Annotated in this window: 20 protein-coding genes; 5 read left to right on the forward strand and 15 right to left on the reverse strand. The window is 60.1% G+C overall.

The genetic code is table 11. From position 1 onward, the window contains the following. Nucleotides 1–308: 308 nt before the first annotated feature. From AC13Q5_RS16160 to AC13Q5_RS16190, 7 genes are all read right to left on the reverse strand, one after another. Nucleotides 309–1,166 (reverse strand): transporter substrate-binding domain-containing protein, encoded by an 858-nt coding sequence (locus AC13Q5_RS16160; RefSeq protein ID WP_075854792.1) that lies wholly within the window; start codon nucleotides 1,164–1,166, stop codon nucleotides 309–311. Between the two features lie 32 nt (nucleotides 1,167–1,198). Further along, nucleotides 1,199–1,966: an ABC transporter ATP-binding protein gene (locus AC13Q5_RS16165; protein WP_488502372.1), complete on the reverse strand. Its 768-nt coding sequence runs from the start codon at nucleotides 1,964–1,966 to the stop codon at nucleotides 1,199–1,201. Then, nucleotides 1,963–2,703 (reverse strand): ABC transporter permease, encoded by a 741-nt coding sequence (locus AC13Q5_RS16170; RefSeq protein ID WP_488502373.1) that lies wholly within the window; start codon nucleotides 2,701–2,703, stop codon nucleotides 1,963–1,965. The genes AC13Q5_RS16165 and AC13Q5_RS16170 overlap by 4 nt, the downstream gene beginning before the upstream one ends. Next, a complete protein-coding gene (locus AC13Q5_RS16175; RefSeq protein WP_488502374.1) occupies nucleotides 2,703–3,422 on the reverse strand; it encodes an ABC transporter permease in 720 nt (239 codons plus the stop codon). The genes AC13Q5_RS16170 and AC13Q5_RS16175 overlap by 1 nt, the downstream gene beginning before the upstream one ends. A 79-nt stretch (nucleotides 3,423–3,501) precedes the next feature. After that, complete coding sequence (locus AC13Q5_RS16180) at nucleotides 3,502–4,356, reverse strand: transporter substrate-binding domain-containing protein (RefSeq protein ID WP_488502375.1); 855 nt, start codon at nucleotides 4,354–4,356, stop codon at nucleotides 3,502–3,504. Nucleotides 4,357–4,415: 59 nt separating this feature from the next. Next, on the reverse strand, nucleotides 4,416–6,092 hold the full coding sequence (locus AC13Q5_RS16185; protein ID WP_488502376.1) for a M28 family peptidase: 1,677 nt from the start codon (nucleotides 6,090–6,092) through the stop codon (nucleotides 4,416–4,418). Beyond that, a complete protein-coding gene (locus AC13Q5_RS16190) occupies nucleotides 6,085–7,509 on the reverse strand; it encodes a M20 family metallopeptidase (protein ID WP_075854798.1) in 1,425 nt (474 codons plus the stop codon). The genes AC13Q5_RS16185 and AC13Q5_RS16190 overlap by 8 nt, the downstream gene beginning before the upstream one ends. A 178-nt stretch (nucleotides 7,510–7,687) precedes the next feature. Here AC13Q5_RS16190 and AC13Q5_RS16195 point away from each other — a divergent pair, with 178 nt between their 5' ends. After that, nucleotides 7,688–8,329 (forward strand): GntR family transcriptional regulator, encoded by a 642-nt coding sequence (locus tag AC13Q5_RS16195; RefSeq protein WP_457889507.1) that lies wholly within the window; start codon nucleotides 7,688–7,690, stop codon nucleotides 8,327–8,329. 125 nt (nucleotides 8,330–8,454) lie between these two features. Here AC13Q5_RS16195 and AC13Q5_RS16200 read toward each other — a convergent pair whose 3' ends face one another. Continuing rightward, entirely contained in the window at nucleotides 8,455–9,630 is a 1,176-nt protein-coding gene (locus tag AC13Q5_RS16200; RefSeq protein ID WP_488502377.1) for an MFS transporter, read from the reverse strand. Nucleotides 9,631–9,736: 106 nt separating this feature from the next. Continuing rightward, nucleotides 9,737–10,753, reverse strand: coding sequence for a zinc-dependent alcohol dehydrogenase family protein (locus AC13Q5_RS16205; RefSeq protein WP_488502378.1), 1,017 nt, complete (start codon nucleotides 10,751–10,753; stop codon nucleotides 9,737–9,739). 172 nt (nucleotides 10,754–10,925) lie between these two features. Here AC13Q5_RS16205 and AC13Q5_RS16210 point away from each other — a divergent pair, with 172 nt between their 5' ends. Then, nucleotides 10,926–11,819 carry a LysR family transcriptional regulator gene (locus AC13Q5_RS16210; protein WP_075854803.1) on the forward strand — a complete coding sequence of 298 codons (894 nt, stop codon included), beginning with the start codon at nucleotides 10,926–10,928 and terminating at the stop codon, nucleotides 11,817–11,819. A 43-nt stretch (nucleotides 11,820–11,862) separates the two neighbouring features. Here AC13Q5_RS16210 and AC13Q5_RS16215 read toward each other — a convergent pair whose 3' ends face one another. From AC13Q5_RS16215 to AC13Q5_RS16225, 3 genes are read right to left on the reverse strand one after another with little or no spacing between them, the layout of a single operon-like run. Then, nucleotides 11,863–12,612, reverse strand: coding sequence for a response regulator (locus tag AC13Q5_RS16215; RefSeq protein WP_075854804.1), 750 nt, complete (start codon nucleotides 12,610–12,612; stop codon nucleotides 11,863–11,865). Between the two features lie 52 nt (nucleotides 12,613–12,664). Continuing rightward, nucleotides 12,665–15,814: an efflux RND transporter permease subunit gene (locus tag AC13Q5_RS16220; RefSeq protein ID WP_488502379.1), complete on the reverse strand. Its 3,150-nt coding sequence runs from the start codon at nucleotides 15,812–15,814 to the stop codon at nucleotides 12,665–12,667. Further along, nucleotides 15,814–16,920 (reverse strand): efflux RND transporter periplasmic adaptor subunit, encoded by a 1,107-nt coding sequence (locus AC13Q5_RS16225; protein ID WP_488502449.1) that lies wholly within the window; start codon nucleotides 16,918–16,920, stop codon nucleotides 15,814–15,816. The genes AC13Q5_RS16220 and AC13Q5_RS16225 overlap by 1 nt, the downstream gene beginning before the upstream one ends. A gap of 165 nt (nucleotides 16,921–17,085) precedes the next feature. On the opposite strand from AC13Q5_RS16225, the gene AC13Q5_RS16230 reads away from it, so the two are divergent. Both AC13Q5_RS16230 and AC13Q5_RS16235 read left to right on the forward strand, forming a co-directional pair. Then, nucleotides 17,086–17,769 carry a response regulator gene (locus tag AC13Q5_RS16230; RefSeq protein WP_075854807.1) on the forward strand — a complete coding sequence of 228 codons (684 nt, stop codon included), beginning with the start codon at nucleotides 17,086–17,088 and terminating at the stop codon, nucleotides 17,767–17,769. 2 nt (nucleotides 17,770–17,771) lie between these two features. After that, the gene (locus tag AC13Q5_RS16235; RefSeq protein WP_488502380.1) at nucleotides 17,772–19,088 is read left to right on the forward strand and encodes a HAMP domain-containing sensor histidine kinase; all 1,317 of its coding nucleotides are present in this window, start codon (nucleotides 17,772–17,774) and stop codon (nucleotides 19,086–19,088) included. 90 nt (nucleotides 19,089–19,178) lie between these two features. Here the strand turns inward: AC13Q5_RS16235 and AC13Q5_RS16240 are convergent, their stop codons facing one another. From AC13Q5_RS16240 to madL, 3 genes are all read right to left on the reverse strand, one after another. Next, nucleotides 19,179–19,847 (reverse strand): GntR family transcriptional regulator, encoded by a 669-nt coding sequence (locus AC13Q5_RS16240; RefSeq protein ID WP_488502381.1) that lies wholly within the window; start codon nucleotides 19,845–19,847, stop codon nucleotides 19,179–19,181. Nucleotides 19,848–20,101: 254 nt separating this feature from the next. After that, complete coding sequence (madM, locus tag AC13Q5_RS16245; protein ID WP_488502382.1) at nucleotides 20,102–20,866, reverse strand: malonate transporter subunit MadM; 765 nt, start codon at nucleotides 20,864–20,866, stop codon at nucleotides 20,102–20,104. Nucleotides 20,867–20,877: 11 nt separating this feature from the next. Beyond that, nucleotides 20,878–21,300, reverse strand: coding sequence for a malonate transporter subunit MadL (madL, locus tag AC13Q5_RS16250; RefSeq protein WP_488502383.1), 423 nt, complete (start codon nucleotides 21,298–21,300; stop codon nucleotides 20,878–20,880). 174 nt (nucleotides 21,301–21,474) lie between these two features. Between madL and mdcA the strand changes: the two genes are divergently transcribed. Further along, a complete protein-coding gene (mdcA, locus tag AC13Q5_RS16255) occupies nucleotides 21,475–23,124 on the forward strand; it encodes a malonate decarboxylase subunit alpha (RefSeq protein ID WP_488502384.1) in 1,650 nt (549 codons plus the stop codon). The last annotated feature ends 1 nt before the right edge of the window (nucleotide 23,125 follow it).

Here is a 23,125-nt window from a genome sequence, read left to right on the forward strand (position 1 = left end):
TATGGTTGCAATGAAAATGATCGCGGGCGCCTTGCATGCCATGACGGCCCTAAAGCTACACGCCAAATGTGCAGCATGTTGCATGACATGCCACGGCCGATCCCAGCCCAGATAAAAGATAGGGGATAAAAGAGGAGAGAATATCCGCAGTGGGTCCACCGCATATCAATCGGCGCGCTCTTGTAGGCGTATGCAGCCCGATGACCGGCGCGTCATCGGGCTGGCAGGCTCAAAAGAGCATTTCGCTGCCGTTATTCGGCAAAATCAAAGGCCGTGCAACGAAACCTCGGCGTGGTTTCGTCCCAGAGTTACTTCGGGGTCACGTCGAAGCCGAACCACTTCTGCGACAGCTTTGCGATCGTACCATCGGCTTTTGCCGCCGCGATCGCATCGTTGAACATCGCCTTCAGCTGGGTGTCGTCCTTGCGCAGGCCGACGGAACTGCCACGGCCGAGAAGGCCGCCCTGGAAGCGCGGTCCGGTCACGGTCATATCTTCATTGCCGGGCTTTGCCGCTGCCGTCGACAGATAGGCCATGGATGCCATGATCAAATCGACGCGGCCGGCCTTCAGGTCGAGATCGTGCTGCTCGGTTGTCTTGTACTCGCGAATATCGGCAACGCCCTTCAGATACTTGTCGAGGAAGGTCGCCGCGATCGATGCCGTCTGCACGCCGATCGTCTTGCCCTTGAGCATCGGTTCGAGCTCCTTCAGCGCCTTGGCCGCGCCGGCTTCGTCCGTTGCGAGAGAAAACACCTGGCCCTTCATGGGAAGGTCGACAAGCGGGGAATCCTTCAGCGTTGCGAAAGTCTGGCCGGTCGTGCCGTAGGAATCGCTGAAGGCAATGACTTCCTCGCGCTTGGCGGTTGCCGACATGCCCGAAATGATGGCGTCGAATTTACCCGCATTCAACGCGGGAATCATGCCGTCGAAAGGCTGGATGACAGTCGTGCATTCGACCTTCATATGATCGCAGAGATATTTGATCAGTTCGATCTCATATCCGTCCAGGCTGCCGTCCGCCTTGGTGAAATTCCATGGACGAAAGGCGCCCTCGGTCGCGATGGTGACATGCGTCCACTTCTTATCCTCCGCGCGCACGACGCTTGCCGTCGCGAGCGTGGCGACCATCATGATCGCAGTCAGAAGTCCAGTCAGGTATTTCATGATCGAGTTCCCCATTGTGATTGAGCTTGAAATTATTGGCTGATGAACTGGCGGAAGCGTTCGGAACGTGAACCGGCAAATACATCCTGCGGCTTGCCGTCTTCCTCGACGACGCCCTTATGCAGGAAGACGACGCGGCTGGAGACATCTCGCGCAAAGCCCATCTCATGGGTAACGACAAGCATGGTACGCCCTTCCTCGGCGAGCGCGCGCATGACCCTCAGGACCTCGCCCACGAGTTCGGGATCAAGCGCCGACGTCGGCTCGTCGAACAGCATCACCTTAGGATGCATGGCGAGCGCACGCGCGATGGCTGCGCGCTGTTGCTGGCCTCCCGACAGGTGAGCCGGATAAAAATTGCGCTTGTCGCCGATGCCGACCTTGGCGAGCAGTGCCTCTGCTTCGTCGATGCATTCCGCACGCGAACGGCCCTGCACGTAGACGGGCGCTTCGATTACGTTCTCCAGCACGGTCTTGTGGGACCAGAGATTGAAGCTCTGGAAAACCATGCCGAGCTGGGAGCGGATGCGGTCGACCTGCTTTCCGTCAGACGGGCGATGGGTGCCGCGGGCGGTGCGCTGCATGCGGATCGTTTCGCCCGCCACGGTCACTTCACCGGAATCGGGTGTCTCCAGCAAATTGATGCATCGCAGGAACGTCGATTTTCCAGAACCTGACGAGCCGAGAATCGAGACGACGTCTCCCTCCAGCGCATCGAGCGAGATACCCTTGAGCACTTCGACCGGCCCAAAGCTCTTGTGCATGCCGCGCACGCTGAGTGCGATTGGCGTGGCCGTCATTGCGGATCTCCTACGGGCGCCGCCACGGCGGCAGTATCGCGCGTCACCGGCACGGGCGGGCGCAGATGCGGGCTCAGCCGGTATTCGGCAAGCTGGATAAGACGTGTCAGCACGAAATTGATCGCGAGATAGATGGCGCCTGAGACGACGAAGACCTCAATGGCGCGGTAGGTTTCCGAAATGATTTTCGCCGCAACACCGGTGACTTCCATCAGCGTGATGATCGAGGCGAGCGATGTCGCCTTCACCATCGAGATCATCTCGTTGCCGTAGCCCGGCAGGGCCTGGCGGATGGCGAGCGGCAAAATGATGCGCCGGAACATCATGAGACGGTGCATGCCGCAAGCGCGCGCAGCCTCCACCTGCCCGTGCGGGACAGACAGCAGTCCACCGCGGATGATTTCGCTGGCATAGGCTGCGGTATTCAAGGTCAACGCCAAAACCGCGCACCAGTAGGGATCGCGCAGGAACGGCCAGAAAATACTGTGACGGATGGCGGGAAACTGGCCGAGGCCGTAGTAGATCAGGAAGATCTGAACAAGCAACGGCGTACCGCGAAACACGAAGACGTAGAGCCTGGCGAACCAGTCGAGGACGACGAAGCCGGACAGACGTGCGAGCGCCAGAAGCAGGGCGAGGATGGCGCCGAGGCAGATCGACGTTACCGCAAGCTCGATCGTCAACGGGATTGCCGTGACAAGGCTCACAAACGTCTCTTGAAGGAATTGCCAATCCATCAGCGTCTCCTCACGCCGCGCGACAGATGCCGCTCGGCCTGCTGGATGATCAGGCTGGAAAGGGTCGAAATCATCAGATAGATCACCCCTGCGATCAGGTAGAAATCGAACGGCAGTCCCGTGGAGCCCGCGCCGACCTGCGCCTGACGCAGCAGTTCGGCAACGCCGGTGATCGAGACCAGCGCCGACTCCTTCAGGACGACCTGCCAGACATTGCCGAGCCCTGGCAGCGCATGCCGCAGGGTCAGCGGCGCGATAATCCGACGCAGCCGCAGCCAGCGCGGCATTCCGCAGGCAATGGCCGCTTCGATCTCGCCGGGATGCACGGCCTTGAACCCGCCACGCAGCACTTCGGTGAACTGCGCACCGGAGGTGACGCCGACGGCAAGGGAGCCGGCAAGGAAGCCCGGAAAGCCGAGGAAGCCTTCCGCTCCGAACATCTTGCCGATCGCGGTCACGACCGCGCTGCCGCCGAAGTAGAAAAGATAGATGACCAGCAGATCGGGGATGCCGCGAAGAACCGTCGTGTAGGCATCCGCCGTCGCCCGTGCAAAGCGGTTGCCGGCGATCTTGCCCCAAGCACCGAGCGTTCCGATGCAGGCGCCGACCGTATAGCCTGCGATCGCGACGAGAATTGTCATCCAGGCGCCGGCGAGCAGAGCGTGGCCCCAGCCATCCGGACCGAAGCCGGCCAGCTCGAACAGGGTTGGCTGATTCATGCGCTTGACCTGAAAGAATGGGTGTTGGCAACGGATGTCATGGTCTTAGCCTCGGCCGGGAACGATGGTTGCAGGGCGCTCAATTCGCGTCGAAGGTCGGCGTGAGGTCGATCTTGCTCCATTTTTCGGAGAGCTGCTTGATCGTACCGTCCTTCGCAGCCTGCTTGATGGCATCGTCGAATTTCGCCTTCAGATCAGTCTCTCCCTTGCGCATGCCGAGCGCGACTTCCGTTGCCAGCATCGCGCCCTTCACCATGGGACCCGACATCATCAGATCGTCGTTGCCGGGTTTGCCAAGCACGGAGGTTTCATAGACGCCGCTGTCGAAGCCGGCATCGATGCGGCCAGCCTTCAGGTCGAGATCACGCTCTCCGGAGTTCTTATAGGCCCGCACCGTCACATCGGATCCGAAATAGGAATTGATCAATTGCTCCTGGCTGGTCGACTGGACGACGCCGACCGTCTTGCCCTTCAGAGCCTTGCCGATCTCCGCCATCACAGGATCCGCCTTCGCCTTGTCGTTCAAGTTCAGACGTTCACCCGTCATCGGCAGCGGGGAAACCGGCCCGTCCTTCACGAGCAGGAAGCTTGCGACGCCGCTCGCATAGGGCACGGTGAAATCGACCACCTGCTTGCGCTTCTCGTTGATGCCGAGCGTCATCACCAGATCGAATTTTCCGGCATTCAGGCTCGGGATCATCGCATTCCATTCGCCGGCGATCAGCTCGCAATCGACCTTGCCGCGCTTGCAGAGATCATTGATGAGATCAACGTCGAAGCCCGCGAGCTTGCCGCTCGAATCCATCAGGTTCCATGGCGGGAAGGCACCTTCAATGCCGACCTTCACGTGGGTCCAGTCCTTGGCGCCGGCGGTCAGCGGAGCAAGGAAGGCAATCGCGCCGAATACGGCGGCAAGCACTTTTCTGTTTTTCATGTTCGTTCCCCTTACGACCGCTTAAGCGGCCTTTTGTCATGTTCGGTATTCGCTGAGGGTCAATCCTCCAGAGCCGCCCGCAAGGCCGCATTGGCTTCGCGCAACGCATGCGCGATACGGTTTCTCACCTGACGCGCGTGGACAACATAAAAGGCCGTATCCGGCGCGCCCTCGCCCAGTCTCGCCAAAGCGCGCAGCCCTTCCAGGGATGGCCAGGCGGCGTGGGGGAGCGCGGAATCGGGATGGAAGCGTTCGCCGCTCGTGTAGTTCAGCGGCACGAGATGCCGCCCCGCGCGCATCAGCAAACCATTGATGCGCGCGGCTCTTTCGGGTGAAGGGCCTTTTACCCGCAGAAGCGAATTTGCGTTGATGCGCAAGTCTTCGACCGCCTTGGACAGGCCGGAGATATCGAGGCGGTCGGCAAGCGTTGCCTGCAATTGTCCGATCTGGTCGCCGAGGCAGGCGGCATATTCGGTATAGTCCAGCGGCAGGACGGGTGAGGTCAGCAGCCGCCAGAGGACCTCGAGAACAATCTCCGTGTCGCGGCAGAGATTATCCGCATCGATGTGCTCGACGGTGTCGTGCGGCGTATGCCACCACCATCCGAGCGCCGTCAGCATCTTGACGGGGCCAGGCGGCTGATGGCTGAGGCTGCCGAACATGGAGGGGATGCCGACACCCCAGAAAGACTGATCGGCAGCCCGGCCATGACGCCTGCCGGCATGCTTCTGCCCGGTCACGCGTGCGATCACATCTGCAGCCAAAGGCCTGAGCTCGTCGATCACGCCGGAATTGGTGAGGACGGTCGCGCCCTCGCCGCCGGTGGAATCGACATTGACATGGACGGCGCAGCGACGATCGAGCTCATCGAAATACTCGTCCGCATACCAGGCAGAGCCGGAATAGCGGCCATGCGAATGACCGGACCAGAAGCATATGCGCAAGCCTCGACGCCACTCGTTGCTGCGAAGAGCAAGGAGGCGTGCCGCCTCCAGCATGGTGGCGTTGGCGCCGCCATTGTCCATGACCCCGAAATGCCAGGTATCGTGATGGCCGGAGAACAGCACGAAGGGCGCATCGTCGCCCTTCGGCTGAAGGTCGGCAACGAGCAGCGGCGTCTTGCGCCAGCCCGTATCGACTTCCGCGCAAAGTGTTGCGGCCACGGTTTCTCCGCGTGCAAGCCTTTCACGCAGCCGGTCGCCATCATCCCTCACGATCGAGCAGATGACTGTCGTCGGCAGCCTGTGGCGCGTATGCTGCGAGGGACTGCCCCAGACCGGCGAGACGCACATCTCGTAAAGATGCTCGTTCGGGCTGATATGAAGTTCGCCAAGAGCGCCGAAAGCGCTCGCAAGAGCGGCCACTTCCTCCGTCGCGATACCATCGACCAGGACGATCTGGCCGGCAACATCCGTGCCTGCAAAGTCAGCTTCGGTTCCCTCGCCGACATGGATGAGGTTGCCGGTTACCCCCGCAACTGATGTCGAGACCGACATGGAATGCGTGATGCAACGAAGGTTCTCGCCATCGATCCCGACCCTGGCGGCACCTGGCAGACTGATGAAGGCGTCGTGCGACAGAAGCTGCGTGCGATAGCCAAAGCCATCCATCTCAGCCTGGAGATAGCGGAAGCTTTCCAGCTCCTCGGCCGTTCCTGACAGCTTTACGCGGCGCGCGAATTCGCCGATATGCGCCATCAAACGCGCGCGGTCGGGTCTCAGATCGGCCTCAGCCATTGACCTTCTCCGGCAGCGGCGGCTGGACATCGTCCGGGATCGGATTGACGAAGGGCGTGCCTTCAAGGCGTGCCCTGTGATCTTCCTTGGCAGCGGCGATGAGCGCGGGATTGCGGATGAGTTCGGCGGCCGTGCTCGCCATCACCTTGGCGGCATGTTCGGTGCCCTTGTGAGCGACGGGCAACTTGCCCTGCGCGACGAGTTGCCAGGAGTGGCCAGGCGTGCCGATCGCATAGGTGGCGCCGCGCATCTGCACGGTCGGGACGACCCAGCTGACCGTGCCGACATCGGTCGAACCGACCAGCGTGCCGTCGCCGGCATTCAAGGGAAAGATTTCCTCGCAAAGCGCCTGGCCCTTCTTCGGCTTCAACGCAAAACGGCCGTAGGAAGCGGCAATATCCTCCGCACTGAACGTCTGCTGGAACTTCCGCGCCATCTCGCGATCTGCGTCGTCAAACACCGGCGGTCCGAGCCGATCCAGCTGCGAGAACATGCATTCCTCGAGCGGTGTATTGCCGACGAGATTGGCGTCGCCGCTGATGATCTCGCTGCGAACCTTCGTCTCCGTCATCAGGGCCGCACCCTCGGCAACCTTCTTGACACGGGCGACCAGCGAGAGAAGCTCCGGCAGGGTGCGTGCCCGAACGAGATAGCGCACGGTGGCGCGCGCCTGCACGACATTCGGGGCCGCGCCGCCGGTATCGGTGACCGCATAGTGGATGCGCGCCGTCGACGGCATGTGTTCGCGCATATAGTTGACGCCGACATTCATGAGCTCGACCGCATCGAGTGCGCTGCGGCCGAGATGGGGCGTGGCCGAGGCATGCGAGGCACGGCCGGAAAAGTGAAAGTTGATTTCGTTGCAGGCAAGCGAGATAGGATTGTTGACGCCGGCAAAGGCCGCTGGATGCCAGGAAATCGCAATATCGACATCGTCGAAAACGCCGGCACGGACCATGAAGCCCTTGGAGGAGCCACCCTCCTCGGCCGGGCAACCGTAATAGCGCACCCTGCCCTTGAGGCCATTTTCCGCGAGGAAATCCTTGACCGCGGCCGCGGCGAGCATCGAGCCGGCGCCTAGCATGTTATGGCCACAGCCATGGCCATTACCGCCGTCTATCAGCGGCCGCTCTTCCGCAACACCTGCCTCCTGGCTCAATCCGGGCAACGCGTCGAACTCGCCGAGGATCGCGATGACAGGACCGTCTTCGCCCGCCTCGCCCATGACGGCCGTCGGCAGGCCGGCGACGCCGCGCTCGACGCGAAACCCTTGGCGCTCAAGCATCTCGGCATGCTCTTCGGCAGATCGGTATTCCAGGTAGTTCGTTTCCGGAATGTCCCAGATCCGATCGCTGAGTGCAAAGAACTCGGCGCTTTTCTTTTCGACGATGTCCCAGACCGCATCGGAATTTTGCATGGACTTGCCAACCGCCTCATATAATGGATACTAAATTGGTACCAATTTATGTGCCAATAAGAACGGATGCGCAAGAGATGAGCATGAATATTTTTTCGGCAGCGATAACGAGCGTCGTTGTTGAAAAATACGGACCTATGATAGTCATCGCCAACTTGGGAAGGTCTGGGAGAGCTGCATGAACTCGCTGGAAGCTGAAGCGGCGGCGCCATCACACGAGGGAGAGACGCCCGACGTGACCGAGCTCATTCTCCAGGACATCCTTGCGGGCAGGCTGCCGCCGGGAACATGGCTGAAACAGATCGATCTCGAGCGGCGCTACAACTGTACCCGGCCGCAGGTGCGGCGGGCGCTCGACCGCCTCGTGCAGAAGCGGCTTGTCGAGCATATTCCCAATCGCGGTTATCACGTACACGAGCAGGACGGGCGCCGCGCGCAAGAGGTGAGCGACATCCGCGTGATCCTCGAAGTGGCGATCAGCGACCGCATTGTCGCCAATGCCGGCGATGCGGATATTGCCAGCTTGCGTATGCTAGCTTCGCGTTTCGACGATCTGGTACTCAATGGCACCATGCTTGAGCTCTATGAAGCCAACCTGGCTTTTCATCGGTACCTGCTGGTACTTGCGGGAAATCAGGAGCTTGTCGAGCTTATTACCGAAATCCGCCAACGCACCTCGTCGGCGCCGGTGTCGCAATGGCGGACCCGAGCCCGCATCGAGCAGTCCGGCCGCGAGCACCAGCAGATGATCGACGCAATAGGGAAGCGCGACGTCGAGATGCTTAAGGAGCTGACCCGCAGGCATATCCTGCAGACATAGCTGATATTGAGCGCGGCCTGAAAAACGGAAGACTGGCCTGTTGGCCGAGCTTGTGATCCAGCCGCGCATCGCAGGGCCGGTCACCAATGCTTGGCGCCGGCTCCGACCTGGACATCTACCCCAATTCAGCCCATCCGTCTTGCGACGAACGGAATGACGGCAGCCGCCAGAAACAGAACACCGCTGTAGGCCAACGGACTCCACCAGCCAACGCCGTCGAACAGCATCCCGCCCGTGAAAGCGCCGGCGGTGATTGCCGCCTGGATCAGCGCCACCAGCAGTCCGCCGCCTGCCTCTAACTTATCGGGGATGGTGCGGGTCATCCAGGTGTTCCAGGCCACGGGAATGGGCGTAACAAAGAACCCGAACAGGCAGAGGAGTGCGGCGATCGCGATCCCTGAGGGTGCCAGCGGGATCAGCAGCAGAGCGATTGCGGCAAGCGCCGCAGGGAACCAAGCGAGGACGGCATCCAGATGCGTTCGCAGCAGGAAACCGATCAAGGAGGTGCCCAGCAGGCCGAACAGGCCGATGCCGAGAAGAACGACCGAGAGTTCGTTCACACCAAGCCCTGTCACGTCTCCAAGGACCGGTCGAAGATAGGTCGACAGTGCAAACTGACCCATGAAGAAGAAGGACATGGCCGCCATGCTGATTGCAAAAGTGCGGTTTCGCAGCAGCCCGAGCGGGCCGCTCCCGGCATTCTTCGAACCGCCGGGCATCCGCGGCAAGGCGAAAATCTGCCAGACGAAAGCGAGGATGCCGACCGGAACGACGATGAAGAAGGCACCGCGCCAGCCTATCAATCCGCCGAGGAAGCTTCCCAGCGGCTGAGCGATGACGGTGGCCAGAGCAGTTCCGCCCTGGAGCATGGCGAGCGCCTTCGGAACATCCTGTTCGTCAGCGATGCGAGCGACGATGGAGGTGGATAGAGACCAGAAGCCGCCGATCGCGATGCCGATCATCGCGCGACCGAGCATGAAGACGAGATAGTTGGGCGCGAATGTGATCGCCAGGCCCGAGAGCACCATCACGATCGTGTAGAACAGGACCACCGTCCGGCGATCCAGCCGCCACAGCAGCGTGTTGCTGAACAGGCTGGTGACCACGGCGAAAAATCCGGATACGGAAATCGCCTGGCCCGCCTGGCCCGCGGTAATGCCGAGCTCGTCGGCGATCGGGGTCAGCAGGCTGACGGGCAGAAACTCAGACGCGACGAGGGTGAAGGTCATCAGCGTCATGCAGACGACAGCAGCCCATGGGCTGGCCGCACGCTCGACGGCGCGGTCATAGGTGGTTTCCATATCAATTGTCCAAAATTGCTCAAAACGAGCTGTTCAGCGGATATTCTCGATGGTGACGGAGGCGCTCTCCGCAGCGATGAATTGTCTCTTCGTCACGGCCTGTTCCTCACATCCTGAGCAGCGTCTTGATGGCGCTGCGCTCGTCCATGGCCTTGTATCCATCTGCGACATCGGCAAGCGGAACTTCGAGATCGAAGACCTTTCCGGGATTGATTTGACGGGTCATGATGAGATCGATGAGATGAGGGAGGAAGCGACGCACGGGAGCCGGGCCGCCGAGCAGGTTCTTCTGCTGGAAGAACAGCATCTGCCCGTCGAGTTCGACGCCATGCGGAACGCCGACATAGCCGATCGAGCCGCCGGGTCGGGCGCTATTGATCGCCTGCAGCATGGATTCCTGGGTGCCGACACATTCAAGAACAGAATCGGCTCCGATCCCTCCCGTCAGCTCCTTGATCTTCGCCACGCCCGCATCGCCGCGCTCGGTGACGATGTCGGTTGCGCCATATTCGAGGGCAAGCTCCTGGCGTTGCTTGTGGCGGCTCATGGCGATGATGCGCCCAGCACCCATCTGCTTGGCGGACAGCACACCCATGAGACCGACAGCGCCGTCGCCGACTACGACCGCCGTGCATCCCGGAGTAACGCGTGCCGCGTCCGCCGCATACCAGCCCGTGCCCAGGACATCCGAGGCCGCAAGAAGGCTCGGGATCAAATCATCCGATGGCATGGTGTCCGTCGCAACCAGGGTTCCGTCGGCAAGCGCAATCCGTGCATAGGGTGCCTGCGCCGCAGACATGAACTCGCGATGTTCGCACGAAGACTGAAAGCCGAACTGGCAGTGCGGGCAGGTGTTGTCCGAAAGGCAGAACGAGCCGACGACGAACTGGCCTGGCCGGATCGTCTTCACCTCACTGCCGACCTCCACGACGACGCCGCAGTATTCGTGCCCCATATGCTGCGGCCCCGCCACCGCCTGAATGCCGCGGTACGGCCAGAGATCGGAGCCGCAGACACAGGATGCCGAGAGCTTGATGATGGCATCGGTCGGCTTGAGGATCTTCGGTTCCGGAACTTCTTCACAACGAATGTCACCGGGGGCGTAAAGGACTGTTCCGAGCATGGCATCGTCTCCCGTCGGGCGCATTGCGCCTGTCTGTTTCGTGGCGCCTACTGTTTCGTGATTGGGAGATCAGATAGCATTGCTCCATAAATCGGATTAGATAGGGTAATTTGCATGAACCTATCGAAAATTGATATTAATACGTCCTGCGAATTTGGGGTAGGACAAGGCTATGGCACGGGAAAATTTCAACGAACTGCTGGTATTCCTGGCCGTCGCCGAGGAGCGGAGCTTCACGAAGGCGGCCGCTAAGCTGGGCACATCCCAATCGACGCTTAGCCATGCGGTGAAGAAACTTGAAGAACGTCTGGGTATGCGCCTGCTGACACGCACGACGAGAAGCGTCGGGCTGACCGAAGCGGGCGAGCGCCTGCAACAATCCCTGTCGCCCCGCATTGCCGAAATCGAAGCGGACATCGAAGCCTTGACCGTCTATCGGGAACGACCGGCCGGAACCGTCAAGATCACTCTTTCCAACCACGCCATGGAAAGCGTTGTGTGGCCGAAATTGTCGTCCATCCTTTCCGATTATCCTGACATCAAGTTTGAACTCAGCGTCGATGGCAGCTTCCGTAACATCGTCGAGGACGGGTTCGATGCCGGCGTCAGACTTGGCGAAAGCCTCGAAAAGGACATGATCGCAGTACGCATCGGCCCCGACTGGAGGCTGGTGGCGGTCGGCTCGCCAGAATATTTTAGAATCCGATCCGTACCGCTGACTCCACAGGAGTTGATGCGTCACAACTGCATTCGCCGACGCCTCGACCGCATCGGCGGTCTTTACGCCTGGGAGTTCGAGAAGGACGGAGAGGAGATCCGGGTCAGGGTCGAAGGTCAGCTTACATTGAACACCGACCGCGAGATGATATCGGCTGCCCTCGACGGGCACGGTATTGCCTACGTTCCGGAAAGCTATGTCGAGCACCATCTGGAAGCGGGGCGGCTTCAGCTTGTCCTGGACGACTGGTGTCCGAAATTTGCCGGCTACTACCTCTATTATCCCAGCCGCCGACAGAATCTTCGCGCATTCTCCGTCGTCATCGATGCCCTTCGGGAAAAGAGCTGAAGCAGCTCGAAAGGCAATGACGGCGGCCGCCATGATGGGCACGTCACATCACGGCTTCAGTTTCAAAATCCGTCTCGACCGAGGTCACTGCGACCGCGAGCTGATAACCGCCATTGCGGATCGTCCTGAAGATCGGCTCGTCAGCTGTTTCGCCAAGCTTGCGTCGCAGCCGGCTGATGAGAACATCGATCGAACGATCGGCGGGATCGCGGTCCCGCCTCTGCGTCAGGTCAAGGAGTTGATCGCGAGACAGCAATCGGCCGGCACGCTCCAGAAATGTCTTGAGAAGATCAAATTCGGCCCCGGTCAGCGCGATCAACTCGCCATTGTTCCTCGTTACCCGGCTGCGCTGTGGATCAAGTATGATGTCCGCAAACCGAAAGCATTTCGCCTGAGATTCCGATGGCGTCCTGAAGTTCATACGACGCAAGACAGCACGGATCCGCGCCGTCAACTCGCGAGGATTGAACGGCTTTCCGAGATAATCGTCGGCGCCGATCTCGAGGCCGAGGATGCGATCGATTTCTTCCTTTAGCGTGGTCAACAAAATGACGGGAACCCGACGATGATGGTTCTGCAGATCGCGGCACAGGTCGAGACCCGATCCGTCGGGTAACATGACCTCCAAGACGATGAGATCGGGAGGGCATCGAGCAAGAATCTCCCTGCAGCCATGCAGATTGCTTGCCGTCCTGACGCCAAAACCCTGATCGCCGAGATGTTCGCTCAGAAGGTGGCGAATCTTGCAGTCGGCATCAACGACCAGGATATCGGGGACTATCGTTAAACTCATGAATCTCCCCTATCTCCGATCGGGTTATCGAGGTCGCTGCCAAAGAGAACCGTCAGCGCTGCCCATGCCCTCGCCGGGCATGGTTGGACCTGAATGCGACGGCTCCCTGGTCCGCGGGCGCGGGAGTTTCTGCGGCAGTTTCATGGGATAGGCCGAGCCGGCGCAGGAGCCGTTTCAGCATGGTTTCCAAGTCATCGACGAAGGTAAAGATGACAGGGATGACGATGAGGCTAAGCAGGGTCGACATCGTGACGCCACCGATCACGACGATGGCCATCGGCTGCCGGAAGCTTGAATCGCCCCCGGTCAGGCTGAGGGCAACGGGAAGCATGCCCGACGCCATGGCAATGGTGGTCATGACGATCGGCCGAGCACGCTTGTGACATGCGTCGATAAGTGCGTCGAACCTGGACATGCCTTGCTGTCGCGACATGATCGCATATTCGATAAGCAGGATGGAATTCTTCGTCACAACGCCCATCAGCATGAGCAGCCCGATAACAGCAGCCATCGAGAAGCTCGTTCCTGTCACGACGAGCGGCAACAGCGCACCTCCGAGTGAGAGCGGCAAGGCCATCAGAAGCGTGAGCGGCTGCAAAAAATCGTGGAACAGCAGGACGAGGACGGCATAGATGCAGAACACGCCGATCGCCATGGCAAGCCCGAAGCTCTGGAACAGTTCGGAGCTGCGCTGCAATTCCCCCTGCTCCACCAGAGTGACGCCCTGCGGCAAGTGCCGGAGCGCCGGCAATGCCTGCGCCTCGCGGTTGATGTCGCCGAGAATGCGGCCGTTGAGTTCGACGGAAACGGTGACATTGCGCATGCGGTCGATGCGGTCGATCTCCGAAGGGCTGCCACCGATGCGGATATCGGCAATCGATCCGAGATCGACGCTGCCATTCGTTCCCACCACCCGCATATTCTTGATGTCGTCGAGATTGGTGCGCGTTTCCGGCGAGAAACGCACGACAATCGGGATCTGACGCTGCGGCAAGGTGAGCTTTGGCAGATCGGAGGAATATTCCCCGTTCGTCGCCACGCGCACGGCGCTGGCGATAGCGTTCGACGTTATGCCGAGCGCAGCGGCTCGCGCAAAATCGGGCGTGATCTGGATTTCAGGTGCTTGTCTGGCCGCCGTGGATGTGACCGCTCCAATCCCCCGAAGCGTGCGAAGCTGCTCCTCCAGCGCCGTGCTTGCGCTGTCGAGTACGCCAGCGTCATCACCGGCAAGAGTGATATCGAGCGTGGTGCCATTGCCACCACTGCCGACCTCCACACGCACTCCCGGAAGGACCGAAAGTGCCTGCCGAATGTCGTTTTCGATCTCCGACTGCTTTCGATCCCGCTCGGAGATCGCTGCCAGGACAACCGTGATCGTCGAGGAAGCGACATCACTCGTGGAACTGCTGTCGATCCCGCCACCGGAAGATGAAGAACCAACCGAGGAGAAGACATGCGTGACGTCAGGCAGCTCGCCAACGATATCGGCGGCCTTGCGGGTCATCGCGGCGGTCTGCTGGATGGTGGAGCCGGGCTGCATCGTGAGCGTGATCTGCGTGCGAGCGTCGTCCGAAGCCGGCAGGAAACCGGACTTCAGGAAGGGAATGGTGGAAAGTGAAAGCGCGACGATGACAACCGTTATCGCAACTGTGGTCTTCCTGTAATTCAGGGCAGCCTTCGCGATCCTCATATAGCTACGCATGATGCGGCCATCCTTCTCCTCGGACGGATAGGCCTTCATGAAATAGGCTGCCATCATAGGTGTCAGCAGGCGAGCAACGACGAGAGAGGCAAGGACTGCGACCGCAGTGGTAATTCCGAACTGCCGGAACAGAAGCCCCGGAATACCGCCCATGAACGCCGTCGGCAGGAAGACCGCAACAAGCGTAAAGGTGGTAGCAATGACAGCAAGGCCAATTTCATTGGCCGCCTCCATCGCGGCATCGATCGGCCGCTTGCCCATCTGCAGGTGGCGGGCAATGTTCTCGATTTCGACGATCGCATCATCCACGAGGATGCCAACTACCAATGACAGGGCAAGCAGCGTGATGATGTTGAGGCTGAAACCGGCAAAATACATGGCGAGAAATGTCGGGATCACCGACAATGGCAGCGCCACCGCCGACAGAATTGTCGCGCGCCAGTCTCGAAGGAAGATCCAGACAACGACGATTGCGAGGATGGCGCCCTCGTAGAGCATATGCATCGAACCATGGTAGTTCTCCATGATCGGTCCGATCGTGCTATAGGCCTGATCGATTTGCACATTGGAATGAGCCGCAGCGAATTTCTTTATCGCCACATCGACAGCTGCGGCGACCCCGCTGTCTGAAAAGCCTTTCGAGCGCTTGATCTCAACCGCCACCACCGGTTTGCCATCGAGATAGGCCATCGACGTTCGAGACGCGAAACTGTCCCCGACCGATGCGACATCGTCGAGCCGCACGGCCTGCCCGTTTGCCAACGGGATCCTGAGCGCCCGCAGCGCTTCGACGGACGGCAGGTTTCCAAGGGTACGCAATGTCTGCCGCGTCTCCCCGATTTCTCCAAGACCGCCCGACGTGTCGGCCTGCACGGCTTTGAGCTGCGAGGACACCGTTGCGGCGGTGACCCCGAGCGATGCCATGGTCGAAGCATCGAGATCAACATGAACCTCGCGATCGACGCCGCCAATACGGTTGACCTGACCGACACCCGACACGGACAGCAACGCCTTGGTCAGATCGTTATCGATGAACCAGGACAACTCGGTCTCGTTAAGATTGGTCGAGCGGACCGCATAGGTGACCAGCGCGGAGCTTTGGACGGTACTCTTTGTGACGCTCGGCGTCTCCATTTGCGCCGGCAGGTCCGCCTTGACGCTATCGACGGCATTGCGAACCTCGTTGAGAGCCGCCTCGCTGTCCTTGTCCAGTTTGAAGGAGACCTTGATCGACACGGTGCCATCGGTGATCGTCGTCGTGATGTGATCGAGATAGCTCAGCGTGGCAAGACTGTCCTCGATGGTGCGGGCGACTTCCGTCTCGAGCTGCGTCGGGGCGGCACCGTCGAGCGTAGCGGAGATATTTATGGTCGGAAGATCCATGTCCGGGAAGTTCTGGATCGCCAACTGTTTGAACGCCCAGAGCCCACCGAATCCAAGCATCACGAACAGCAAGATCGCCGGCACGGGATTGCGAATGGACCATGCGGAAAAATTCATCAGTTCGTCTCCGCAATCTTTACAAGATCATTGTCCGACAGAAATGCGCCGCCGGACGTCACGACCTTTGCGGACCGGTCCAGGCCGGACACGATCTCGACCTCGCCGTTGTTGCGTCGACCTGTTTCCACCCGTATCCGTCGCACCCGGCTGTCGTCGCCGGCTGTGAAAACGTAGCTAAGACCATCCCGGAAAACGATCGCCGTTTCGGGAACAGTCATGGCCGGCGTCGTGCGCAGCTCTATGTTGCCTGTGACGTAGAATCCGATCCGCGGCTGCGTGTCTGCGGGTAATGCGACATAGATGATTGCGCGGCTGGTATCCGTACTTACCGACGGCCCCACCAGCCGTACCCTGCCCTCGATCCGGCGGCCGTCAGGGCCGTCGATGATGGCCTTCAAGCCTTCCGAAATGTTTGGAAGATAGCGCGCCGACACTTCCGCCTGCCATTCGATACGCTGTTGGCGAACCATGCGGAACAGCTCGGTACCGGTGGAGACGACCGCACCCAGATCGGCTGAGCGCGAGGTTATCAAGCCGTCGTCCACGGCCGTAATCGTCGTTTGCCCAAGCTTGATCTTTTCGCTGTCGAGTGCCGCCTCCTCGGATGCTAGACTTGCGGTTGCTGTCTGCTCGTCGGCGAAATATTCGGTGATTTTCTCGGCGGACAAGGCGCCGGAGGTGCGAAGTTGTCGCGCCCGATCTGCATTGGCCGTCGCTTTGGCAAGGCTAGCCTTGGCCGTCGCAACGGCAGCTTCCTGTTTGCGAAGCTCGGCCAGAACACTGTCCTGCGATAACCGCACGAGCGTCTGCCCCTTCTTCACCACAGAACCGACATCGACCAGAACCTCCGTGATGCGCAGGCCACTCGTTTCCGAGGCTATGATTGCGTCCTGCCATGATTTCAGCCAGCCGCTCGCCGGGATGGTTTCGGGCCAGCTCCGCAGCTCAGGCGCAGCCAGAGAAACGGTGAGAGCGGGCGCTGCGGTCTGTTCCGCCGCGGCATTTCGGACGGGAAAGGAAAGGAGAAGCGTAGCCGCGAAGAACGCGGCTGCGAATCTGACGGACGGCTTTTTCAACAATGCATTCCTTGCGGTTCCTGACAGGAGCGCGAGCTGTTCCAATCGAGCAATCGATCACAGCTCATCGGTATCAATCAGTAGCCGGGCGAATGTTAAGTGCGGTCAAGTGAGTGTTAAGTTATGTAAAACTTGGCCTGAGCTTCAGCTTTATATTGTATGCATTGCCGATACGAATGGTGGACAGGGTGAATGAGCAAGGTTCTTCTCATCGACGATGATGTCGAGCTAACGATGCTTTTGCAGGAATATCTCACCGAGGAAGGATATGACGTCGCAACCGACACGGACGGGCGCGCGGCCATTGCTGCGGCGGCCGCAAATACGGTCGACATCATCGTCCTTGATATCATGATGCCCCGGATGAACGGGATCGAGGTTCTGCAAAGGATCCGCAAGCTCAGTGAAATCCCTGTGCTGATGTTGACGGCAAGAGGCGATGACATCGACAGAATATCCGGTCTGAACCTTGGTGCCGACGACTATGTTCCAAAGCCCTGTTCGCCGGGCGAACTTGCGGCGAGGCTGCGCGCGATCTTGCGCCGGACGCACCAGCCGGCGGGTGCTTCGATTGATGCGGTGAAAGCGGGTCAGCTCGTGATCCATCCGGGCAAAAGAAGCGCCGAATGGTGCGGCGAGCCGCTGGAGTTGACCGGCACGGAGTTCGGCCTGCTGGAAGTCCTTGCTCGCAACGCCGGCCAGCTGGTGTCAAAGCAGGACATTTCCAAGCAGGCGTTCGGAAAGCCGCTTACGCCCTTCGATCGCCGCATCGATGTTCATATCAGCAGCGTTCGTCAGAAACTTGGTCTGCGAAAGGACGGGCAATCCTGGATCCAGTCGGTGCGAGGCCTGGGCTATCAACTGCTCGTGGATTGACCATGCCAAAACTCTTCTGGAAGTTCTTCACGATTATCTGGCTGACGCTTGCAGCAACCGTCGGCGTCGTCATTATCACGGTCAAGCTCATTCAGGCGGTCCCCTTCGCACATGAGCTGGAACAGGACCGGCGGACGCTCCTCGTCAAGCTTACCGCGAACATCCTGATCGAGGACGGCGAAGACGCCGCCAGACGCTTCGTATCCACGAGCGAAGAAACACAACCGGTTGGCCTTTCCCTGTCGACGACCTCGAACGCCAACACATGTCCGCAGGCGGACGCGGCCGATGAGCGTTCCATCTTAAAGGATGGAAATTGCTACCGAATTTTCGCGGCGACACCGATGAGTTTCACCTTTGAAAATCTGGCTCCCATATTGCCATGGCTCACGATCCTGATTTCGAGCACGATTGCGGCAGGTGCGCTCGCCCGATATCTCATCCGCCCTGTCGTGCACCTGCGAAACGGCCTGAGCGCGCTTGCAAATGGCCGCTTCGACTTCCGCATCGGCGACAAGATGGCCGGACGAACGGACGAAGTCACGGCGCTCGCCCACGACTTCGATGCCAGCGCCGCGCGATTGCAGGAGCTTCAGAATGCGCAGCAGCAGCTGTTTCATGATGTGTCGCACGAATTGCGCTCGCCATTGTCCCGCCTGCAAGCCGCCGTGGGCGTTCTGCGGCAAAGCCCGGCAAAACTCGATGTCATGCTGGACCGCATGGACCGCGAGGTCGAGCGCCTTGATGTGCTGGTGGGTGAAATTCTGACGCTTGCCAGGCTGACCGCCACCTCAAGCATGCCGTTGAAAACCCAGTCCCTCGATGTCATCGAACTCCTGAACGAAATCCTGGGCGACGCCGCATTCGAGGCGCAGGCGCGGGATGTTTCGATCACCACCAGCATCGGCGGCTCGTTCCCGGCTGACGTCGAGGGGGAATTGATCTACAGGGCGCTGGAAAACGTCGTGCGCAACGCCGTCAAATACACGGATGTCCACTCACATATAGCCGTGCTTTGCGAGATAAGGGACGATCTCCTCAATATCCGCGTCGCCGATCAGGGGCCGGGCGTCAGGCGAGACGAGCTGGAGCGCATCTTTCAACCCTTTTCGCGCGGCAACGATGCCGTGACAGGAGACGGATACGGCCTTGGCCTTGCCATTACCCGGCAGGCGATCGAGCGCCATGGCGGTCGGGTGATTGCGTCGCTGCCTGCTGCCAGCGGCCTTACCATTACGCTCGAAATACCTCGAAAGCCGACGAGCCACAGCAGATTAGGAAGTGGTTCGGATGCCATACAGACCGCTAAGATCGGCTAGGCGCCGCGGGATCAATCCCCGTACTTGCCCCAGATGCAGGACGGGCGATCAGGTTCGGACAGCTTACGCGACGATGGAACCGTTGTGCATTCATTCGGCTCCCTCGCCGATTTCCATATAGCGTGCCAATGCCAGCGCCGCATTCAGCATGTGCTCGCGCATGACCAGGGCCGCTTCCGTTGCATCGCCGCGCATCATGGCTCGCAGGATCGCCTCGTGCTCAAGGAATGAAGCTGTCAATCGCTTCGGTTGACGCAGCTGAGTCCTGCGGAATGGCAGGAGCCTTGCGCGCAGCCGCATCAATTCATCAAACAGAAACTCGTTATGCGCGCTGCGATACAATGATTCATGGAAGGACAAGTTGAGCTTGTCATACTGTTCGAAGTCGTCCGCCTTCGCCGCGAGTTCGGAACGCTCGTGAATTTCGGTTAGAACCGCGCGCTCCACGCCTGTTATCCGATGGGTTGCCAGACGGACGCACATGCATTCCATCTCTGCGGTCACTTCGAACATCTCCATCAGCCGCGGCAAGGTCAGCGGCAGGACCGTTGCACCGCGTCGCGGCCGAATCTCGACCAGGCCGATCGCCTCCAGCTGACGCAGAGCGTCCCTCACCGGCGTGCGGGAAGCACCAAAGCGGCTGCTGAGCGTTGCTTCGTCCAAACTTGAGCCAGGCCTTATGGCGCCGGAGGAGATCTCATCCATCAGCACCAGTTTAATGCGCTGGCCAATCGATCCAGCTTCGTCGAATTCTGTCATTTCAAACCTTGCTTCCGATTTGGCAGGCAATCATTCAGTTTTACACCATCCAATTCGACAGATAGCAATCGATATGAAGCATCAACTCACATCCGGCTTGCTCTGGCGGTTGGCGGCCAAATCGTCGACGAAAGCGGGGACCGGCGCACGTCGAGGTATCGCCGATCCCACCCAAATCGTCCTTGGCGATCCTGTGCAGGATGCGGCATTTGAGAGCCTTCTCCTGCACTGATCATCGGCTTTCCCATATTGTTTCACCCCCCTGCAAGTGCCCGTACGGCAAGGTAAAGGATCGAAGGTGCGACGAGGCAGCCCAGCCCCGTATGAAACGTTGCCGTCAGTGCGCCATAGGGAACGAGACGGCGATCGGTCGCTGCCAAACCGCCCGACACACCGCTGACGGTTCCCATCAGGCCGCCGAACACCATGGCGCTGCGGGGATTGTCGAGACCGATCGCCTTGGCCACGATCGGTGTTCCGACCATGACGAGAACCGCCTTGAAAACACCGGTCGCAATCGACAGTGCGATCACGGCCGAGCTTGCGCCCAGAGCGGCGCCCGTCACAGGCCCCACGATGTAGGTAACGGCACCAGCCCCGATCGTCGTTATGGATACGGCATCCGTGTAACCGAAAGCGACGGCGAGCAACGAGCCGACAATGAACGGCAGCAGCGTACCGAGACCAAGGGCCAGCGCACCGACCGCACCAGCCTTGCGAGCTTGCGCAACATCCACTTCGAAGGCCGTGGCGACGATGGCGAAGTCGCGCAGCATGGCTCCGCCCAGCAGGCCGATGCCACTGAGGATGGGAATATCCACCACCCCTTTCTCGCCTCCGGTCCAAAGACCAGCAGCAAAGGCGGCGGCGAGCCCCAGAACGATTGCGATGGCCGAGCCGTGGACGCGACCGAAAAGGACATATTTCGAAATGGCATTCGACAGCCACATGACCAATCCGACGATCGCAAACGCGGTAAGCAGGCTGTTGGCGGTCAAGTCGTGTTTCAGGATCTCCATGGCAGCCTCCCTCAGACCGGGTTGCCGGAGACGGCAAGCTCGCCCCTGGCCTTTGCTTCGATTTCATCCATCGTTTCGCCTCGCTCGCCGATACGGCTCATCAGCGCGACGGTTGCGAAGCAAACGAAGACCGTCGCGATGCCCGCGATCAGCACCAGCGGGCCGCTGCGCGCAGCCACCAGCACGTTTTGCTGCGCCGCCATGGCGACGACGATCGGAATGTACAGAGCTCCCCAGAACTCAACGCCGAGTTTGAGCGGCAGCGTCAACAAGCCTCGTCTATTCAACCAAAGCCGCGTGGAGATCAGCAGGATCATGGCAATGCCGACACCGCCGACATTCGCCTTCACGCCAAGCGCCACCCCCAGGAGGTCACCGAGGACACTCCCCAGGAGGGTACAAAGGGCAAGCATTGCAACACCGGAGATCATCATGAGCGACCCTCCCCGCATGCGCCTCGATAAAAATACAAGTACACCATTTTTCCTCCTCCAATGCATACAGATAAACCGCATGACAATTTTAAAATACACGTTGTTGCAGTTTTCGCAATTGTGTGTACATTATATTTCCAGAAACACGCTCTTGCGCATACAAAGGGCAATCAGATGCATGATTGGAATACGAAAGGTCGCGACAGGCTGGCGCGCCTTGAAGCCGGCCAGCACTTCTCTGCCGGCAAGCTTGTCGACCCGCAACGGCTCGTCGCTTTCCTGGAAGCGATCCTGAAGCCTGGGGACCGCGTTTGCCTTGAGGGCGACAACCAGAAGCAGGCCGACCTGTTGGCCAAGGCGCTGTCAAAGGTCGATGTCGCCAGGATACACGACCTGCATATGGTACAGTCGGGCGTGGTCTTGCCCGAGCATCTCGATATTTTCGAAAGCGGCGTCGCCCGACTGCTCGATTTTTCCTATTCCGGCCCGCAATCGGCCCGCATCGCACGTATGATGTTCGGTGGCCAGATCGAACTAGGTGCCGTTCATACCTATTTGGAACTCTTCGCCCGCTACTTTATCGATCTGACACCACAGGTAGCGCTCATTGCCGCGGTCAGCGCCGACAAGGAGGGAAATCTCTACACCGGGCCGAATACGGAGGACACGCCAACGGTCGTGGAAGCGACGAGCTTCGGCAAGGGACTGGTCGTCGCCCAGGTGGGCGAGATCGTCGATCGCGTGCCGCGCGTCGACATTCCCGCCGACCAGGTTCATTTCGTGGTGGATGCCAAGCGCCCCTTCTATGTGGAACCGCTGTTCACGCGCGACCCCGCGGCCATAACCGAAACGCAAATTCTGACGGCGATGCTGGCCATCAAGGGATTGTACGCGCCCTATGGCGTGCGCCGTCTGAACCATGGCATCGGCTTCAATACCGCGGCCATCGAGCTGCTGCTGCCGACCTACGGCGAACGGTTGGGATTGAAGGGCAAGGTCTGCACGCACTGGGCGCTGAACCCCCACCCCACTCTGATCCCCGCCATCGAGGCCGGATGGGTGCAACAGATCCATTGCTTCGGGTCCGAAGTGGGCATGGAAGACTATATGCGGGCTCGTCCCGACATTTTCTTCACCGGGCCTGACGGCTCGCTGCGTTCCAACCGCGCCTTTTGCCAGACCGCCGGACTCTATGCCTGCGACATGTTCATCGGCTCGACCTTGCAGATCGACCTTTCCGGCAACAGTTCGACCGTGACCGGCAGCAGGGTCGCCGGCTTCGGCGGCGCCCCCAATATGGGATCGGACGCGCGGGGTCGGCGCCATCCAAGCGAGGCATGGCTGCGTGCGGGCCAGGAAGCCGACCCCGCCGCAGCCACCCCTGCCCTGCGTCGCGGGCGCAAACTGGTCGTTCAGATCGGCGAAACCTTTGGCGATGGCATGGTGCCGATGTTCGTCGAGCGACTGGCGGCCCTGGATCTGGCCGACAAGCTGCAGCTCGAACTGGCTCCTGTGATGGTTTACGGTGACGACGTGACCCATATCGTGACGGAAGAAGGGATCGCCAATCTGCTGCTGTGCCGTGACGGGCAAGAGCGGGAGCAGGCGATCCGGGGGGTGGCCGGCTACACCGAGGTCGGCCGCGCCCGGGACCGCAAGATGGTGGAGCATTTGCGCGAACGCAAAGTCATCCAGCGTCCCGAAGATCTTGGAATCGATCCGTTGGATGCCGATCGCAGTCTGCTGGTTGCGCATTCCATCAAGGATCTGATGCTTGCCTCCGGCGGCCTGTACAGGCCGCCTTCCCGGTTCCGCAATTGGTAAG

The sequence above is a fragment of the Martinezella sp. CNPSo 3964 genome (genome assembly GCF_057784375.1).

What these genes read in the sequence shown, in the direction of transcription:
- AC13Q5_RS16160 (WP_075854792.1), bottom strand. Translation starts at nt 1,166, where the DNA reads ATGAAATACCTGACTGGACTTCTGACTGCGATCATGATGGTCGCCACG.
- AC13Q5_RS16205 (WP_488502378.1), bottom strand. Translation starts at nt 10,753, where the DNA reads ATGCTCGGAACAGTCCTTTACGCCCCCGGTGACATTCGTTGTGAAGAA.
- AC13Q5_RS16240 (WP_488502381.1), bottom strand. Translation starts at nt 19,847, where the DNA reads ATGACAGAATTCGACGAAGCTGGATCGATTGGCCAGCGCATTAAACTG.
- AC13Q5_RS16195 (WP_457889507.1), top strand. Translation starts at nt 7,688, where the DNA reads ATGAACTCGCTGGAAGCTGAAGCGGCGGCGCCATCACACGAGGGAGAG.
- AC13Q5_RS16215 (WP_075854804.1), bottom strand. Translation starts at nt 12,612, where the DNA reads ATGAGTTTAACGATAGTCCCCGATATCCTGGTCGTTGATGCCGACTGC.
- AC13Q5_RS16170 (WP_488502373.1), bottom strand. Translation starts at nt 2,703, where the DNA reads ATGGATTGGCAATTCCTTCAAGAGACGTTTGTGAGCCTTGTCACGGCA.
- mdcA (WP_488502384.1), top strand. Translation starts at nt 21,475, where the DNA reads ATGCATGATTGGAATACGAAAGGTCGCGACAGGCTGGCGCGCCTTGAA.
- AC13Q5_RS16210 (WP_075854803.1), top strand. Translation starts at nt 10,926, where the DNA reads ATGGCACGGGAAAATTTCAACGAACTGCTGGTATTCCTGGCCGTCGCC.
- AC13Q5_RS16175 (WP_488502374.1), bottom strand. Translation starts at nt 3,422, where the DNA reads ATGAATCAGCCAACCCTGTTCGAGCTGGCCGGCTTCGGTCCGGATGGC.
- madL (WP_488502383.1), bottom strand. Translation starts at nt 21,300, where the DNA reads ATGATGATCTCCGGTGTTGCAATGCTTGCCCTTTGTACCCTCCTGGGG.
- AC13Q5_RS16200 (WP_488502377.1), bottom strand. Translation starts at nt 9,630, where the DNA reads ATGGAAACCACCTATGACCGCGCCGTCGAGCGTGCGGCCAGCCCATGG.
- AC13Q5_RS16220 (WP_488502379.1), bottom strand. Translation starts at nt 15,814, where the DNA reads ATGAATTTTTCCGCATGGTCCATTCGCAATCCCGTGCCGGCGATCTTG.
- AC13Q5_RS16185 (WP_488502376.1), bottom strand. Translation starts at nt 6,092, where the DNA reads ATGGCTGAGGCCGATCTGAGACCCGACCGCGCGCGTTTGATGGCGCAT.
- AC13Q5_RS16235 (WP_488502380.1), top strand. Translation starts at nt 17,772, where the DNA reads ATGCCAAAACTCTTCTGGAAGTTCTTCACGATTATCTGGCTGACGCTT.
- AC13Q5_RS16165 (WP_488502372.1), bottom strand. Translation starts at nt 1,966, where the DNA reads ATGACGGCCACGCCAATCGCACTCAGCGTGCGCGGCATGCACAAGAGC.
- AC13Q5_RS16230 (WP_075854807.1), top strand. Translation starts at nt 17,086, where the DNA reads ATGAGCAAGGTTCTTCTCATCGACGATGATGTCGAGCTAACGATGCTT.
- AC13Q5_RS16180 (WP_488502375.1), bottom strand. Translation starts at nt 4,356, where the DNA reads ATGAAAAACAGAAAAGTGCTTGCCGCCGTATTCGGCGCGATTGCCTTC.
- madM (WP_488502382.1), bottom strand. Translation starts at nt 20,866, where the DNA reads ATGGAGATCCTGAAACACGACTTGACCGCCAACAGCCTGCTTACCGCG.
- AC13Q5_RS16190 (WP_075854798.1), bottom strand. Translation starts at nt 7,509, where the DNA reads ATGCAAAATTCCGATGCGGTCTGGGACATCGTCGAAAAGAAAAGCGCC.